Raw genomic sequence first — 16126 nt, forward strand, 5'->3', positions numbered from 1 at the left:
GCAGAATCCGGGCTTATCTGGGCTTGACCGGGATGATAACCCGGAAACGTACCCCGTCAATGCCACCTTGGGACTCATTGGCGGCTTCCACCCGGCCACCATGGTACTCGGCAATCAGTCGCACGATCAGCAGACCCTGCCCGAGGTGCCCGTCCCCGCTACCATCCCGATGGGATACAAAGGCACCGAAAATGTCGGCAGAGCCATCCTCCGGCAGGGCCGAGCCCTGGTTGAACACCGACAGTTCCAGCTGTTCCGGATGCTGTGCCAGGGCGACCTCGATCAGCCCATGCTCGGGGGTGAAGTCCCGGGCGTTGTCCACCAGCTTATCCAGCAATTGCACCATGTGTTCCGGGGAACCGGTCAGATTACAGCCCTGTTCCGGGCCCGCGTACCGGATCTCGTGATGGCTGTCGAGGCCCTGATAAGCGGCGGTGGCCCCGGCGGCCACTTCGGCGAGGTCAAAGGGCTCCCTGTCGGCCTGGTCGAAGCTCTGTTCCAGTCGCGCCGCCTCGCTCATGCCATGAAGGATCTGCCGTAATCGTTCGGTGGCGGTTGAAGCCCGTTCCAGATACTGCTGGCGCTCCGCCTCGGACCGGGCATGGGCGAGGTTTTCCAGGGAGGAGCGAACGATCGCGACGGGGGTTTTCAGCTCGTGGGACAGCCGGCGGGAAAAGCTCTCGAGATAGCGGTTATAGCCATGCAGTCGTTCCACCATCTGGGCGAAGTGTGCCTGCAGCTGGCCCAGCTCATCGCGGCTGGCGGTCGTTGGCATAGTGCCGATGATCCGGCCGTCCTCATCGACGGTGGCGTTCACCAGCCGCTGCAGGCGGGCAATGCGCCAGGACAACCAGCTGGCATAGCCGAGCAGAACCAGGGTCAGGGCAACGATGATCAGGGTGCTGCGGGCAATCACCGAACCCAGGGTGGAGCCGGAGAGGGTCAGCAATTGGTCCAGGGATTGTTCCAGGATGAGGGTCCGGTCGCCGAATACCAGCTTGGTGACCAGCAGCCACCGGCTGTCATCCGGGTGCCGGATAAGCCCCTGGTCCGGCAGGGTGTTGGCCTCCAGTTGGCGCGCCTGGTCAGGAAGGAGTCCGGGCTCGGGCTGGTAGAGCTGGACCAGGTAACGCAGGACGTTAAGGCTGATCTGTTCCAGCACCTGAACGGGGCTGAGGCTGTCGAATTCCGGTGATGGATCATTGCCCGGTTTGCGGGCTTCGGCAATCACCCAGCCAGCCGGCTCGATGATCCGGACCTGCTGACCGGGGTCAAGCTGTTGTTCCAGCCGGCGTTCCAGCGCCGGGCGCGGCCCGACCAGCACCGGTAGTGGCTCAAGTGAGGTCGCCAATGGCGTATCTCCCTCCCGGTACGCGGCAAATCCCAGTCGGCTGTTGTCCGGGGGTTGTGGGAGCTGGAGTTCCAGCTGCCAGCCCTCGCCGAGTTCCTGCCAGGCACCTTTTACACGGTAGTCCGGGCGGGGTTCTTTGGTATCGGTCTGGCCGTAGAGCTCACCCGGAGCCGAAGGGCGAATCAGCCAGGCCTGGCGCGCCGGTGACTGGTCCACCGCCGTGGCCGGTGCCTGCAACCAGAGTTTCAGGAAATCGTGGGGTTGCTCTGGGGCCGCAGGGCTGAAGAAACGGGACTGTCGCCCGCTAAGCCGGATCAGCAGATACAGGTATTGGCCATTGCTGGCCGCCTGCCATTGGAGTTGCAGGCCGTCGTCGGTCCCGGCGCCTTGCCAGGGCTGGGAAGCCGCGGTGTCATCGTAGCCGGGCCATTCGGAGCCATAGCCGTCCGGAGTGAACGGTTGGCTCAGGGGCGCAACATAGATGACCGGGGCCTCGGCGGGAATTGCTGGCTCGCCCAGCAGACGGTCTCCGGCCAGCTCGGCCAATTGTTCGGCGCGGGAGTCCAGTTGTCGGATCGCCTGGTCCCGCAGTGCCGTATCCAGTTCGAGCACGAATTTCAGGCCCGCCCAGGGAATGAGCAGCATCAGCAGACTGGCAACAAGGAGCTGGCGCTTGAGGCTCAAGGGTCAGACCTCATGGGCGTTCCAGCGGTAACCCATGCCGTAGGCGGTCTGGATGCCATCGAACTGGTCGTCCAGCTGCTGGAATTTGCGGCGGATGCGCTTGATGTGGGAGGTCACGGTGTTGTCGTCGAGCACGGTGCTGGCGGCTTCCATCAGCTGATCCCGGCTGCGGACGTGGCCAGGGTGGCGGACCAGCGAGTGCAACATCCAGAATTCGGTGACGGTCAGGTCAATGGGCTGGTCGTTCCAGGCCACGGTCATGCGGTCCACGTTCAGGGTGAGCCGGCCCCGCCGGAGCAGCTCGTCCGGTTTCTGCAGCGCCTCGGCCCAGGCATCGGCCCGGCGCAGCAACGCGGTGATCCGGGCCAGCAGATGATCGATGCTCATGTCCTTGGTGACATAGTCATCGGCGCCCAGCCGCAGGCCGTGAACCGTGTCGATGTCGCTGTCCCGGGCGGTCAGGAAGATGATCGGCAGGGTCATCGACAGCTGTCTGAGATCCTGGCACAGCAGGAATCCCCCTTCCGGCTCATCGCCAAGCCCGACATCAATGATGGCAAGGTCCGGCAACTCCTGCTGCAGCGCCTGGTAGGCCGAAGCCCGGTCCCCGTAGGCCGAGACCCGGTAGCCACGGCGCTCGAAGGCGGCCCGGTAATTGTCCCGGATAGCGGGTTCGTCCTCGATCAGCACAAGGTGTTTCTTCATGGTCATCGACCGGTTGCCTGCATGGAGTCTCTATTTAACCATGGCAACCGGTCAGGACAAGGTCCAGGGGCCTGTTGCCATAATTGATCATTATTTGTCGCCGTATTGTCGCACTCTGCCACGGCCTGCACCTTTCGGGTTGGTGAAATAGCGGTCATCCACGGAATTGATCGGGAAAGGACCTTGTGATGATGCTATCGACGACCCTGCTGAGACTTTCAGTACCGGCAAAACCCGCCAACCGGGCCCGGCTACGCCGGTTCATGGAGGGTATCACCCTCTGGCTGGCATTCCTGTTGCTCCTGTTCGTTCAGCCCCTGTACGCCGAGGCGAATGTGGCCGATGAACTCCAGCCCGGACTGCTGCATTTCACCGACAACCGGGGTGACTGGCAGGAACCCGCGCTGGTGCTTGACAGTGACTTTGATGTGACGGTCAGCGGACTGATTGCCGACACTCGCCTCACCCGGCATTTCCGCAACACCAGTGACCACTGGCGCGAAGGTGTCTTTGTGTTCCCGCTGCCGGAGAAGGCCAGCGTCTATGCCCTGACCATGACGGTGGGAGAGCGCACGATTACCGGTGAAGTGCGCCCGAAAGCCCAGGCCCGCGAGGAGTATGCCGAGGCACGGGACAGTGGCCGGCAGGCCGCGACAGTGGAGCAGCAACGCCCGAACCTGTTCACGTCCCGGGTAGCCAATATACCGCCCGGAGAAGATATCAGCATCGAGCTGCGCTATCAGCAGCCGGTGGATTATCGGGACGGTCAGTTCTCGTTGCGACTGCCGACCACCCTGACACCCCGATACATGCCCGGGCCGATGCTGCCGACGGGTGAAGCCGCTGGCTGGAGTGAGGGCTGGGCCATTGCCACCCGGGAAGTGCCGGATGCCGATGCCATCAGTCCGTTCACGGTGCGACCGGAGGACGTTGCCGCCGACAGCCACCGCGCCAGCATCAGTGTGTCTCTCAGTGCCGGGCTGGAACTGGCGGACGTCACCAGCCCCGGCCATGAACTGGAAACCCGGACTGATGGACAGGAGGTCCATGTTTCGCCGTCGGAAGGAACAGTACTTATGAACCGGGACTTCGTGCTCCGCTGGCGCCCGGTTCATGGCAGTGAGCCGGTGGCCGCGGTTTTCCATGAGCAATTCGATGGTGAGGATTACCTGATGACCATGGTGGTACCCGGGGCCGCTTCGGATCTGACCCTGCCGCGGGACCTGGTATTTGTGATCGACACCTCCGGTTCCATGGCCGGCGAATCCATCCGCCAGGCCAGGCAGGCGCTCGGGCGGGGCCTCGATACCCTGTCCGCCGAGGATCGGTTCAATGTCATCCAGTTCAATTCTCAACCCCACGCCCTGTTCATGGCGCCGGTGCCGGCCGATGGCATGAACCTGGCGCGGGCCCATCGTTATGTCAGCCGGTTACAGGCCGAGGGTGGGACGGAAATGGCATCTGCTCTGTCGCTGGCACTCGGCGGGGCCGGAAGTGATGATACAGATGATGCTGCACGGGTCCGGCAGGTGGTCTTCATCACCGATGGTGCCGTGGGCAACGAGGCGGGGCTGTTCCGGCAGATTCGCGAGCAGCTGGGTAACCAGCGACTGTTTACTGTCGGCATCGGTTCGGCCCCCAACATGCACTTCATGCGGGAGGCCGCCCGCTGGGGGCGGGGTACCTATACTGCCGTCAGCAATACGGCGGATCTCGGTGGTCCGTTGGTGGCCCTGTTTTCGGCCATGGAGGCACCGGTGCTGACCGGGCTCCGGACTCAGTGGCCGGTGGCCGATGCCGAAGCCTTCCCGGAACGCCCGGGGGATCTGTTACGGGGTGAACCGCTGATCCAGGTCGTTCGCGGTGTGCCGCCGGAGGGTACGCTCTCGGTAACCGGCATGGCACCGGATGGCAAGCGCTGGAAGCGAACGCTGGACCTCCGGCAGTCCGCCGGGGGTACCGGGCTGCACCGGCGCTGGGCCCGTGCAAAGATCGACAGCCTGTTGGACCGGGCCAGGATTCAGGGCGAGCAGCCGGATGAGGAGCAGATTGTCCGGCTGGCGATGGCCCACAGCCTGATGTCGCCGTTTACCAGTTTCCTGGCGGTGGACAGCAAACCGGTGCGTTCGGGTAATGATCCGTTGCTCGCTGACAGCGTGCCTACCCTGTTGCCGGCCGGAACCTCAGCCGGAATGCTGCGATATCCCCAGACCGCGACCATTTCACCGCTACTCATTGCCCTGGGGCTTGTGGGAATGATGTTTAGCGCAGCGATCGTGCTCCTGCGCGGGAGGGTAGGGCTGTGAACCGGATCCTTTTGCTGCTGCTCAGTTCTTCCGCCACTTTGCTGGTGTTCGGGCTTTGGATACCCCTCAAGGCGGTGGTCGCCCAGGAACTGCTGGCCCTGGCATGGGCAGAGAGCCAGGCCCGGCAAACCGAAACCCGGCCCTGGCCCTGGGCGGACACCTGGCCGGTGGCCAGGATGGCGCTGCCGGAACTGGACCGGTCCATGATTGTGCTGGAAGGTACCCACGGCGAGAGCCTCGCCTTCGGCCCGGGCCGGTTGGTTGGTGGCTTGCCGGGTGAGGGCCCGGTCATCATTGCCGGCCACCGGGATACCCACTTCCGGCAGCTCGACGAACTGGCGCCGGGCAGCGGGATTCGTCTGCAGGGCCAGGATGGCCAGTGGCAGGACTACCAGGTCGAAGCATCCAGGGTGGTGGACAGCCGCCGGGAGCAGATCGACACCCAGCGCCTGTCCCCGGACACGCTGTTGCTGGTGACCTGCTACCCGTTCGAAAGCCTGGATACCGGCGGGCCGCTGCGTTACGTGGTGACGGCGCGGCGCCGGAATCCGGCACCGAGTAACCGGCTGGAACAAATTGATACTGTTGCAGGGCTATGACCTTGGCGTACACTTGTGCGCCAGTTTTGTGCAACAGAGAAGCGGTACCCGATGGGTGTTTTGAGAAAGCTGTTGGCGTGGCTGAGCGTACCGGTTATCAGCCTGTTGGCACTGGTTCTGTACCTTGCCCGCCCCTTCAATCCGGATAACAATCGTATGCTGGGGTGGGTAGTTGCCCGTTTGGGACGCTGGATCCTGGGTATGGAGCGTCCTGTCGAAGGCCGGGAGAACATGCCACAGGACCGGCCCACCGTGGTGATCGCCAATCACCAGCATAACGACGATCTGTTTGTCATGGGGGATCTGCTGCCTCCCCGGACGGTCACCGTTGGTAAATCCTCTCTGATTTGGCTGCCCTTTTTCGGCCAGGTGTTCTGGCTCGGGGGCAATGTCATCCTGAACCGGTCCCGCTCCAGGAAAGCCGTCGCGGCAATGCAACTGGTCGGCGAAACCATCGCCCACGACCGGAAAAGTCTTTGGGTGTTCCCCGAGGGTACCCGCAGCCATGGCAACGGGCTGGGCAGCTTCAAGAAGGGTGCCTTTCACGCTGCGATTGCTTCGGGTGCCCCCATCACCATGGTCTGTGCCAGTGAATACGCGGACAAGACCTGCGGCTTGCTGGGGCGTCGGGAGCCGGTGGCTATCCGAATCCTCCCTCCGATTGAAACAACTGATCTCAACCCCGAGGATGTGCCCGAGCTGATCGCGCAATGCCGGTCCCGGATGGCCGACGCCATTGCCGTCATCACGCCTGCCTCCAGTGTCGGAAGTGCTTGAAGCACCGCAGGAAACAGGGCAGTCTTTGCGTGGACTGACCGTTTCTTGAAGCATCCTCAGGGAGAGGCGAGAGATGAACCTGATTTATTTTCTGATTATTGGTGGTGTGGCCGGCTGGTTGGCCGGGCTGATCATGAAAGGGCGCGGCTTTGGTGTACTGGCCAACATTGGTATCGGTATTGTCGGCTCGTTTATTGGCGGTTTCCTGTTTGGGCTTCTGCAGTTGTCGGCCCACGGCGCTGTCGGCCGGCTGGTAGCGGCGACGGTGGGGGCTGTTCTGCTTCTGGCTATCGTTAACAAGATCAAGAAGGGTTAAACATGATCGTCCCGGTAACCGGTGTCTTTGCCGCTGTAATCGGTTTGCTCCTGCTGGTGCTTTCGGCCCAGGTGGTAAGGTTCCGGCTCAAGTACCGCAAGGGCCTGGGCGTCACCGATGACCGGGATTTCGAGGCGGCGGTTCGCGCCCATGCCAATCTGGTGGAATATGCGCCCCTGGGCTTGCTGATGCTGGGGCTCGCGGAACTCAATGGTGTGCCCAGTGGTTTCGTATACTGGACCGGCATGGCCCTGGTCGTGGGGCGCATCCTGCACGCCTGGGGCATGATCAATGGCCGCGGTGCGCCGCATCTGGCCCGGATGATCGGCATCCTCCTGACCTGGCTGGCGATCCTGGTGGCGTCCCTGCTGTTGTTCTGGAACGTCTGGCAGGTGTACGGCGGCTGAACCGCCACAAATACAAGCGGGGGCCGTGGCCCCGTTTTCCGTTGTGGCCCGGCCTCCCTGGATTACAGGGCCTGGGCCATTTCCTGGGTCAGGTATTCCAGTTCCACCCGCCGGTTGGCGGCATGATCCTCAAGCGTGGCCAGCGGTCGGGTTGATCCCCAGTGCGCCAGCTGGATCTGGTTCTCGCCCACGCCTTCCCGGATCAGGACCCGGGCGATGGTGCTGGCCCGCAACCGGGACAGGAACCGGTTGTAATCCTCGGTGCCGAAGTTGTCGGCATGGCCGTGGATCCGCACTTTCAACCCCGGATATTGTCGGAGGTAGGTGGCGTGCTGGCGGATGATCATCAGATCATCGCAATCCAGGGCATGCTTGTTGAAACCGAAATGAAATTTCAGTCGATGAGGTCTTTGTCCCGCAGGGGTGGCCATCGCCGCCGTAAAACCTGATGCCAGCGCCGCTTTGGCCAGCAGTTCCGGGTTGTCCAAAACGAGTACGGTCATGTGCAGTATCCTTGCTTCCAGTATCCGGTTTTTCTTGTTATTCCCACTCACTATTGGTGGTGGCAGGAATAACGGCAATTGGCGAAAGGTCGATAGGACGCGGGTGCGCCCTCTGGCTGCCACCGATTTAATGTCATTTATATGACTCCGGTGTGACAGTGTCTCGCACCGGCCCCGCTATCTGTGGGGCTGTCCACATTTCTCGGATTAAGCCGCGGTAACCGTCGCCTCAGGACCTATTACACCGGGAAATACGGGCAGGGCTGTGGTAAAAAAGCAGGTTTTCAGGGACAGAATATGATGAATTGTGACCGCCGATGCTGATTATCCCCGCCGAGAATGCCGTTAACTGGAAACGCCCGCCCCTGGTCACCCTGGGGCTGATGTTCGCCTGCCTGCTGGTTTTCCTGTTCTATCAGGGCGGCGACAGCCGCAAGATCGAGCAGGCGGTTGATCAGTATCTCTCCCAGGACCTCCAGGAGCTGGAAGCGCCCGTCTACGAGGATTACCTGCAACGGCAGATCCAGTTCCGGGGTGAGGCACAGCGTGTCTACGACCTGCAGGAGTTCCAGCAACTGCGGGAGGAGAACGCCGACTTCTGGATCGCCATCAGCCTGATGATGGATCGCGAGTTCTTCTACTACTTGATGGAGAACCGCGACATCCTCTGGGCTCCGGCGGAGCGGGCATACTGGCTCGAACACCGGACCAGGATCGAACAGGACTTCATCAGCCAGCTCAGCGCCCAGCAGCTGGGCCTGGTGCCGGCCGATCTCAAACCCTACACCCTGATTACCTACCAGTTCCTCCATGGTGGCTGGGGTCATATCATCGGCAACCTGTTGTTCCTGTTCCTGCTCGGCTTCACGGTGGAGAAGGCGCTGGGCCCCGGACGGTTCCTGGTGGCCTACCTGGTGTGCGGGGCCATATCCGGTCTGGTGTTCACGGCTTTTTCCTCAGGCAGCCCGCTTCCGCTGGTGGGGGCGTCTGGTTCGATCTCGGGGCTTATGGGCATGTACGTTGCCATCTACGGTTTGCAGAAGATCCGGTTTTTCTTTTTCCTCGGGGTGTACTTCAATTATTTCCGGGCACCGGCGCTGGCCATGCTGCCGGTCTGGCTGGGCAAGGAGATCTACGACTACTGGTTCGCCGGCGCCACCGGAGTCGCCTACATGGCCCATGCCGGTGGTCTGGTGGCCGGGGCCGGCTTGGTCTGGCTGTTTGGGCGCAGCTGGCTGCAGGTACGCGAGGAATTCTTCGAGCCGGAGGAAAGTGAACAGGACGCCCGCTTTACCACCAGCTATGCCCAGGCCATGGCGAGCCTCGGCCGGATGGAGTTCGACCTGGCCCACCGGCAGTTTGAGGCCCTGCGCCAGCATTACCCGGACCGGCCTATCCTGCTTGAGCACCTGTACCAGCTGGCCAAACTGAGGCCGGACCTGCCCGAGTACCGCGACCGCACCCGTGAGCTGATGGAAGACGCCCTCAGCCGGCGCCAGCCGGAGCAGATGGTTGCAGTGTGGGAGGAATATCTCGGCAAGGGTGAGCACCACCAGCCGTTGGCTGCCGAGGACCACAACCGGGTGTTGTTTACCAGTCTGAAACAGCAGAATTTCAAGGCTGCGGAAAAGGCCTTCGAGCGGCTGCGGGCCACCGGGGATGAACTGCTGACGTCAGAGGCCTGTCGCCTGCTGGTGAGTGAGTTCGAGAAGCGGGAGATGGAGCCCAAGGCGCGGCATTATCGGCAGTTGCTGGCCTGAGCGGGCTGGCCGGCGGTGAAAACGGGGTCAGAAGAAAGTGTTCTTCAGACCCCTGCGTCAGACCAACCTCGCCAGTTCGCCTCCAAACCGGGGTCAGATGAAAGCCTTCATCTGACCCCGGTTTGGCCCAACCTCCTCAGATTCCCGCTAATTCGGGGTCAGATGAAAGCTTTCATCTGACCCCGGGTTCACCTTCACGCCTCACTCCGCAACAGCAAAACTCGCCTTCGGCCCCTTCAACGGTTCCCGCTTCTCCGCCTGCGCCAGATACGTCCCGATCTGCCCATGCAGCGGATGATTCGGGCACTTCTTCTGGATAAACGTCAGGAAGGCAGTGGCTTTCTCCCACTGGTTGAGCCCGTTGGCCAGGATCTGCGCCACCAGCAGGTACGCCGGAGCCAGCTGGTCGCTGTCCGGGAAGCGTTTATGGAAATCCTGGAGCAGGCGCAGGGCGGGCTTGAAACGGCCCTGGTGATACATGGCGCTGGCGCAGCGCACACTCAGTTCCGGATCCTCGAGCCGGAACGTGGGCTCGGCCTCCTGCAGCAGAGTGACCAGCCCGGCAATGGCCTCGCCGTCGTTGGTAGTCGCGAGCCAGTTGAGGATCCGGGCGTGGTAACGTTGCAGCTCCGGGACATCCCTTCGGGCCATCAGCAACTTGTACAGCTGGGCGATTCTCAGGGCATTGTCCGGATCCCTTTTCAGAGCTTCTTTCAGCATGGACTGCACCCGGTCGTAATGGCCGTCCTTGAGGTTCATGTCGATATCGGCATCAAAGCGGGCGGTCCGGTCCCGGTTCTGGGCCTGGGCGAGGGTCTCGCCGTCCTGGACGTCAGCGGCGAAACCCAGCTCTTCCTGGTACTGGAACAACAGGTAGCCGAGCATGTGGAACAGGATCAGGGTGAAGGTACTGTTCAGGAAGCCGGCCAGGGGCTGGGACAACCACAGCGGAAAGTGGTTCAGGGCGAAATCCTGGGCGGCGCCCGAGGCCAGGGTGAGCAGGATCAGGTAGCCGTAGAGCAGGAAATAGGGTGTCCCGATGCGGGAGATCAGCAGTGCCAGGTTCATGGGGTTCACGGCCGCTCCCACCGAACGTTCCATGGCCAGGACCATGATGGAGGCGGGCAGGGCCAGCACCACAAAGGCGATGGCCAGCATGCCCAGGAGCGGCCCGCCCAGCATGGCAGCGGCGCCGACCAGGCCGCCCATCACCACGAACACCAGCAGTTGCAGAACCACGATATCAAAGCCGCTTCCGGTAAAGGCGACAGCCACCGGTGGTGGTTTCAGGTGGCCTTCGGCGGTGTGATTGATCACCGCATACGTATACTTGAACAGGGCCAGTGCGAGCACAATCCAGATCAGGATGCCGATCAGGTTCGCCGGGGCGATCACCGGCACCAGGGTGCAGATGGCTATTACGATCAGAGGGTCGCTGTGGAACGGATAGCGGAAGAACGCGCCGAGCCGGTTCCAGAACGGGACTGCTTCGGTGGCGGCCCCGAGGTAGCGCATGGCCTTGCTGCATTGCGGGCAGAGCGCCTTGCGCTGTCGAGTATCGCCATCGGGCATGCAGCGGCTACAGTAGTGAATCTGGCATTCGCCGCAGTGCCATTTGGCGGGTTCACCGGGGTGGTAGTAGCAGTCGTGTTTCACAGCAGGTCGGGTTCCTGGTCCGTCAGAGTCAGGCGGGTCATGATGACAGAACTGAAAGGGCCGCGCAGCTACCTGGTTAACAGTAGACTGTCAGGCCATAGCGTCCGTATTGAACCGAAGATATTCGGGGTCCGGAGGAGTCTTGCAACAAAACAACCTGCAACAGTCGGCTGAGTCCGCCGGCGGGCATCAGCCCTACCGCTGGCGCGACATCTTCTTGCTGGCACTCAAGCATAAGCCGCGCCTGGCGCGCGCCAACCTTCTGGCGATCCTGGCAACGGTCATGGCGGTGCCGGTGCCCCTGTTGCTGCCGGTACTGGTGGATGAGGTTCTGCTGGAGAAAGAGGGTCCGGTTCTTCCGGTCATGGACGCCATCCTGCCTGGCGCATGGCAGCAGCCTGTGGTCTACATCGGGTTGATGGTGCTGGCAGCGTTGCTGCTCCGGTCGGCCGCACTGTTCTTCAATGTCCTGCAATCGCGGGAGTTTTCCAAGGTTTCCAAGGATGTCGTGTTCCGCATGCGATCCCGGCTGCTGGGCCGGCTCCAGCGCGTGGCCATGTCGGAGTATGAGACCCGTGGGTCCGGGGCCATCAGCAGCCACTTCATCACCGACCTGGATACCATGGATCAGTTCCTGGGGACCACCATCAGCCGGTTCCTGGTGGCCAGCCTGACGGTAATCGGCACGGCAGTGGTATTGCTGTGGGTGCACTGGCAACTGGCGTTGCTGATTCTGCTGTTCAATCCGCTGGTCATCTTCGCCACCATCCTGATCGGCAAGCAAGTCAAGGAACTCAAGCGTCGGGAGAACAGTGCCTACGAGGAGTTCCAGGGCGACCTGACCGAAACCCTGGACGCCATTCACCAGCTCCGGGCGGCCAACCGGGAGAAACGCTACCTGCGACTGCTGATCGACCGGGCGCGGGTGGTGCGGGATCATGCCATCCGCTTCCAGTGGCGTAGTGATGCCGCCACTCGGGCCAGTTTTGCCCTGTTCCAGTTTGGTGTCGACGTGTTCCGGGCCGCCGCCATGATCACCGTTCTGCTCAGCGATCTGAGCATCGGCATGATGTTCGCGATCTTCGGGTACCTGTGGTTCATGCTGACGCCGGTCCAGGAAATGCTGAACATGCAATATGCCTGGTTCGCCGCCAACGCCGCCCTGGGGCGCATCAACCGTTTGCTGGAGCTGAAGGAGGAGCCGCGCTATCCGGCGCTGGAAGACCCGTTCCGTGGCCATCACACAGTAAGCCTGACCCTGAGGGACATTCATTTCGGTTATGGCGACGAGCAGGTATTGCGGGGCATCAACCTGCATCTGGAGCCCGGTGAGAAAGTGGCAGTGGTCGGCGCCAGCGGCGGCGGTAAATCCACCCTGGTGCAGATCATTCTGGGCATGTACACGCCCCAGCAGGGCGAGGTGCTGATCAACGATGTGCCGGTGCAGCGGATCGGGCTGCCAAGGTTGCGGGAACATGTGGCCACCGTCCTGCAGCATCCGGCCCTGTTCAATGACACCATCCGGCAGAACCTTACCCTCGGCCGGGACAAGCCGGATTCCGAGCTGTGGGAGGCGCTGCGTATCGCCCAGCTCGATACCATGGTGGCGGCCATGCCCGACCAGCTGGATACCGTGATCGGCCGGCAGGGTGTCCGTTTGTCCGGCGGGCAGCGCCAGCGCCTGGCCATTGCCCGCATGGTGCTGTCGGATCCGTCGCTGGTGATTCTCGATGAGGCCACGTCGGCACTGGATGCCGAGACCGAGCATCAGCTGCACCGGGATCTGGAGGCTTTCCTCGAACGGCGGACCACCCTGATCATCGCCCATCGGCTCAGTGCGGTGAAACAGGCGGACCGTGCCTGCGTGTTCGAGGATGGCCGGATCATCGAGGAGGGGCGGCACGAGGAACTGATCGCCCGGGAGGGCATCTACGCCCAGCTCTATGGTCAGCGACAGACCTGAGATTCGGGCCGCGGGTCAGCCGGTTCTGTGCCTGCAACTTTCGGTGTCGACCTTGGTCTGATATTCACGGAAATGATCCCGAACATTCACCGGCCATCGGTTGAAGTCCTGTCATTAGCTGCAATAGTTAAAGGTAACTTCACATCGCTGAACCTTTTGAAGGGAGGCACCACATGTCGAATGAAAATCTTGGAAAAGACAGCCTGAATACCCTTTCCGCCCTGGATGCGGGCGGCAAGACCTTCCATTACTACAGCCTGCCCGAGGCAGCCAGAACCCTCGGCGATCTCAACCGCCTGCCATTCTCCCTCAAAGTGTTGATGGAGAATCTGCTGCGTAACGAGGATGGCATCACCGTCGACCGGTCCCACATCGATGCCATGGTGCAGTGGCTGAAAGACCGCAAGTCCGATACTGAGATCCAGTACCGCCCGGCCCGGGTCCTGATGCAGGACTTTACCGGGGTGCCCGGCGTGGTGGATCTGGCGGCCATGCGCGAGGCGGTCAAAAAGGCCGGCAAGGATCCCGCGTTGATCAACCCGCTGTCGCCGGTCGATCTGGTGATCGACCATTCGGTGATGGTGGATGAATATGGCACGCCCGCTGCCTTCAAGGACAACGTAGCCATCGAAATGGAGCGGAACCAGGAACGCTACGAGTTCTTGCGCTGGGGCCAGCAGGCCTTCGACAATTTCCGGGTGGTGCCGCCGGGCACCGGTATCTGTCACCAGGTGAACCTGGAATACCTGGGCAAGACCGTCTGGCAGAAAGACGTGGATGGCAAGACCATTGCCTATCCGGACACCTTGGTAGGCACCGATTCCCACACCACCATGATCAATGGCCTGGGCATCCTGGGCTGGGGTGTTGGCGGTATCGAAGCCGAGGCCGCCATGCTTGGTCAGCCGGTGTCCATGCTGATTCCCGAGGTGATCGGCTTCAAGATCACCGGCAAGTTGCGGGAGGGCATCACTGCCACCGACCTGGTCCTGACCGTCACTGAAATGCTGCGCAAGAAGGGCGTGGTGGGCAAATTCGTCGAATTCTATGGCGACGGCCTGAAAGACATGCCGGTCGCGGACCGGGCCACCATCGCCAACATGGCCCCCGAATACGGCGCCACCTGCGGTTTCTTCCCGGTCGATGAGCAGACCCTCACCTACATGCGCCTGACCGGTCGCGATGAGGACCAGCTGGAGCTGGTGGAAGCCTACGCCAAGGCCCAGGGCCTGTGGCGTGAGCCGGGCCATGAGCCGGTCTATACCGATACTCTGGAACTGGACATGGGCGACGTCGAAGCAAGCCTGGCCGGCCCGAAGCGGCCCCAGGATCGGGTCGCCCTGAAAAACATGAAAGCTTCCTTCGAGCTGTTGATGGAGACCGCCGAGGGCCCCGCGGACTCCCGCGAGGAGAAACTCGAATCCGAGGGTGGTGGTACCGCCGTGGGCGCCCAGGACGCCTATTTCGAGCATCCGGCCAGCCAGCCGTTGCACATGAACGGTGAGAAGTCCCGGCTGGATCCGGGCGCCGTGGTGATTGCCGCCATTACCTCGTGCACCAACACCTCCAACCCCAGCGTGATGATGGCCGCCGGTCTGATCGCGAAAAAGGCGGTGGAGAAAGGTTTGAGCACCAAGCCCTGGGTGAAGACCTCCCTGGCGCCGGGTTCCAAGGTGGTTACCGACTACCTGGCGGTGGCCGGTCTGCAGGACGATCTGGACAAGCTGGGCTTCAACCTGGTGGGCTACGGTTGCACTACCTGTATCGGTAACTCCGGTCCGCTGCCTGAGGAAGTGGAAAAGGCCATTACCGATGGTGACCTGACGGTCGCGTCGGTACTCTCCGGTAACCGCAACTTCGAGGGCCGGGTACATCCGCTGGTGAAAACCAACTGGCTGGCGTCGCCCCCGCTGGTGGTGGCTTACGCCCTCGCCGGCAACGTCCGGGTGGACCTGACCAAGGATGCGCTGGGTGCCGACAAGGACGGTAACCCGGTCTACCTGAAGGATCTGTGGCCGAGCCAGAAGGAAATCGCCGAGGCGGTGGAAAAGGTCAGGACCGACATGTTCCGCAAGGAATACGGCGAGGTGTTCGAGGGCGACGAGACCTGGAAGTCCATCAAGGTGCCCGAGAGCAAAGTGTACGAGTGGTCCGACAAGTCCACCTACATACAGCATCCGCCGTTCTTCGAGGGTATGGGCGAGCAGCCGGACCCCATCGAGGACATCACGGATGCCAATATCCTCGCCCTGCTGGGTGACTCGGTAACCACCGACCACATCTCACCGGCCGGGTCCTTCAAGCCGGACACCCCGGCCGGCAAGTACCTGCAGGAGCATGGTGTTGAGCCGAAAGACTTCAACTCCTACGGCTCCCGCCGAGGTAACCACGAGGTGATGATGCGCGGCACCTTCGCCAACGTGCGCATCCGGAACGAGATGCTCGATGGCGTGGAAGGCGGCTTCACCAAATTCGTGCCTTCCGGTGAGCAGATGGCCATCTACGATGCAGCCATGAAGTACCAGGAAAGCGGCACGCCGCTGGTGGTCATTGCCGGCAAGGAATACGGCACCGGCTCGAGCCGGGACTGGGCGGCGAAAGGTACCCGCCTGCTCGGCGTCAAGGCCGTGGTGGCGGAAAGCTACGAGCGGATCCACCGCTCCAACCTGATCGGCATGGGTGTGATGCCCCTGCAGTTTCCGGAGGGCGTGGACCGCAAGAGCCTGAAACTGACCGGTGAGGAAACCATCAGCATCGAAGGCCTGTCCGGCGATATCAAGCCGGGCCAGACCCTGAAGATGACCGTGAAGTACAAGGACGGCTCCACCGAGAGCTGTGAACTCAAGTCGCGGATTGATACCGCGAACGAGGCGGTGTACTTCAAGCACGGGGGTATCCTGCACTATGTGGTGCGGGAGATGCTGAAGAACGCCTGAAGCATGAAAATGGGGTCAGATGAAAGCCTTCATCTGACCCCGGATTTATCCCGGAGCTCGTGAAGTGACCCCCAAAACCTGGACAGTTTAATCAGGCTGCAGTCGCAGCCTGTTCTCTGTACTCCACCGGAGTCAGGCCGTTTAAGGTCAGCCGGATTCGGTG

At 62.1% G+C, this 16126-nt stretch carries 12 protein-coding genes; 8 read left to right on the top strand and 4 right to left on the bottom strand.

Features of this window, described 5'->3' with window-relative positions:
• Positions 1-13: 13 nt before the first annotated feature.
• Both DET50_RS16975 and pdsR read right to left on the bottom strand, forming a co-directional pair.
• Entirely contained in the window at positions 14-2035 is a 2022-nt protein-coding gene (locus DET50_RS16975) for an ATP-binding protein (RefSeq protein ID WP_113863934.1), read from the bottom strand.
• Between the two features lie 3 nt (positions 2036-2038).
• The gene (gene pdsR, locus DET50_RS16980; protein WP_113863947.1) at positions 2039-2740 is read right to left on the bottom strand and encodes a proteobacterial dedicated sortase system response regulator; all 702 of its coding nucleotides are present in this window, start codon (positions 2738-2740) and stop codon (positions 2039-2041) included.
• Between the two features lie 188 nt (positions 2741-2928).
• Here pdsR and DET50_RS16985 point away from each other — a divergent pair, with 188 nt between their 5' ends.
• The 5 genes from DET50_RS16985 to DET50_RS17005 all read left to right on the top strand — a co-directional run bounded on the left by DET50_RS16985 (position 2929) and on the right by DET50_RS17005 (position 7145).
• Complete coding sequence (locus DET50_RS16985; RefSeq protein ID WP_113863935.1) at positions 2929-5046, top strand: marine proteobacterial sortase target protein; 2118 nt, start codon at positions 2929-2931, stop codon at positions 5044-5046.
• Entirely contained in the window at positions 5043-5645 is a 603-nt protein-coding gene (locus DET50_RS16990) for a class GN sortase (RefSeq protein WP_113863936.1), read from the top strand. The genes DET50_RS16985 and DET50_RS16990 overlap by 4 nt, the downstream gene beginning before the upstream one ends.
• Before the next feature lie 51 nt (positions 5646-5696).
• Positions 5697-6422 carry a lysophospholipid acyltransferase family protein gene (locus DET50_RS16995; RefSeq protein WP_113863937.1) on the top strand — a complete coding sequence of 242 codons (726 nt, stop codon included), beginning with the start codon at positions 5697-5699 and terminating at the stop codon, positions 6420-6422.
• Between the two features lie 73 nt (positions 6423-6495).
• Positions 6496-6738 (top strand): GlsB/YeaQ/YmgE family stress response membrane protein, encoded by a 243-nt coding sequence (locus DET50_RS17000; RefSeq protein ID WP_113863938.1) that lies wholly within the window; start codon positions 6496-6498, stop codon positions 6736-6738.
• A 2-nt stretch (positions 6739-6740) separates the two neighbouring features.
• Positions 6741-7145, top strand: coding sequence for an MAPEG family protein (locus DET50_RS17005; protein ID WP_113863939.1), 405 nt, complete (start codon positions 6741-6743; stop codon positions 7143-7145).
• A 62-nt stretch (positions 7146-7207) separates the two neighbouring features.
• Here DET50_RS17005 and DET50_RS17010 read toward each other — a convergent pair whose 3' ends face one another.
• Positions 7208-7648 (bottom strand): OmpA family protein, encoded by a 441-nt coding sequence (locus DET50_RS17010; protein ID WP_113863940.1) that lies wholly within the window; start codon positions 7646-7648, stop codon positions 7208-7210.
• A 317-nt stretch (positions 7649-7965) separates the two neighbouring features.
• Between DET50_RS17010 and DET50_RS17015 the strand changes: the two genes are divergently transcribed.
• Positions 7966-9408, top strand: a complete 1443-nt coding sequence (locus tag DET50_RS17015; RefSeq protein WP_113863941.1) for a rhomboid family intramembrane serine protease — start codon at positions 7966-7968, stop codon at positions 9406-9408.
• Between the two features lie 201 nt (positions 9409-9609).
• Here the strand turns inward: DET50_RS17015 and DET50_RS17020 are convergent, their stop codons facing one another.
• Positions 9610-11064, bottom strand: a complete 1455-nt coding sequence (locus DET50_RS17020; protein WP_113863942.1) for a hypothetical protein — start codon at positions 11062-11064, stop codon at positions 9610-9612.
• Positions 11065-11206: 142 nt separating this feature from the next.
• Here DET50_RS17020 and DET50_RS17025 point away from each other — a divergent pair, with 142 nt between their 5' ends.
• Together DET50_RS17025 and acnA are read left to right on the top strand one after the other, a co-directional pair.
• A complete protein-coding gene (locus DET50_RS17025; RefSeq protein ID WP_113863943.1) occupies positions 11207-13027 on the top strand; it encodes an ABC transporter ATP-binding protein in 1821 nt (606 codons plus the stop codon).
• Positions 13028-13200: 173 nt separating this feature from the next.
• The gene (gene acnA / locus DET50_RS17030; RefSeq protein ID WP_113863944.1) at positions 13201-15963 is read left to right on the top strand and encodes an aconitate hydratase AcnA; all 2763 of its coding nucleotides are present in this window, start codon (positions 13201-13203) and stop codon (positions 15961-15963) included.
• Positions 15964-16126: the final 163 nt, after the last annotated feature.

The organism is Marinobacter pelagius (assembly GCF_003315345.1).
Lineage (GTDB): Bacteria > Pseudomonadota > Gammaproteobacteria > Pseudomonadales > Oleiphilaceae > Marinobacter > Marinobacter pelagius_A.

What these genes read in the sequence shown, in the direction of transcription:
- pdsR (WP_113863947.1), bottom strand. Translation starts at nt 2,740, where the DNA reads ATGAAGAAACACCTTGTGCTGATCGAGGACGAACCCGCTATCCGGGAC.
- DET50_RS16985 (WP_113863935.1), top strand. Translation starts at nt 2,929, where the DNA reads ATGATGCTATCGACGACCCTGCTGAGACTTTCAGTACCGGCAAAACCC.
- DET50_RS16995 (WP_113863937.1), top strand. Translation starts at nt 5,697, where the DNA reads ATGGGTGTTTTGAGAAAGCTGTTGGCGTGGCTGAGCGTACCGGTTATC.
- DET50_RS17000 (WP_113863938.1), top strand. Translation starts at nt 6,496, where the DNA reads ATGAACCTGATTTATTTTCTGATTATTGGTGGTGTGGCCGGCTGGTTG.
- DET50_RS17005 (WP_113863939.1), top strand. Translation starts at nt 6,741, where the DNA reads ATGATCGTCCCGGTAACCGGTGTCTTTGCCGCTGTAATCGGTTTGCTC.
- DET50_RS17010 (WP_113863940.1), bottom strand. Translation starts at nt 7,648, where the DNA reads ATGACCGTACTCGTTTTGGACAACCCGGAACTGCTGGCCAAAGCGGCG.
- DET50_RS17015 (WP_113863941.1), top strand. Translation starts at nt 7,966, where the DNA reads ATGCTGATTATCCCCGCCGAGAATGCCGTTAACTGGAAACGCCCGCCC.
- acnA (WP_113863944.1), top strand. Translation starts at nt 13,201, where the DNA reads ATGTCGAATGAAAATCTTGGAAAAGACAGCCTGAATACCCTTTCCGCC.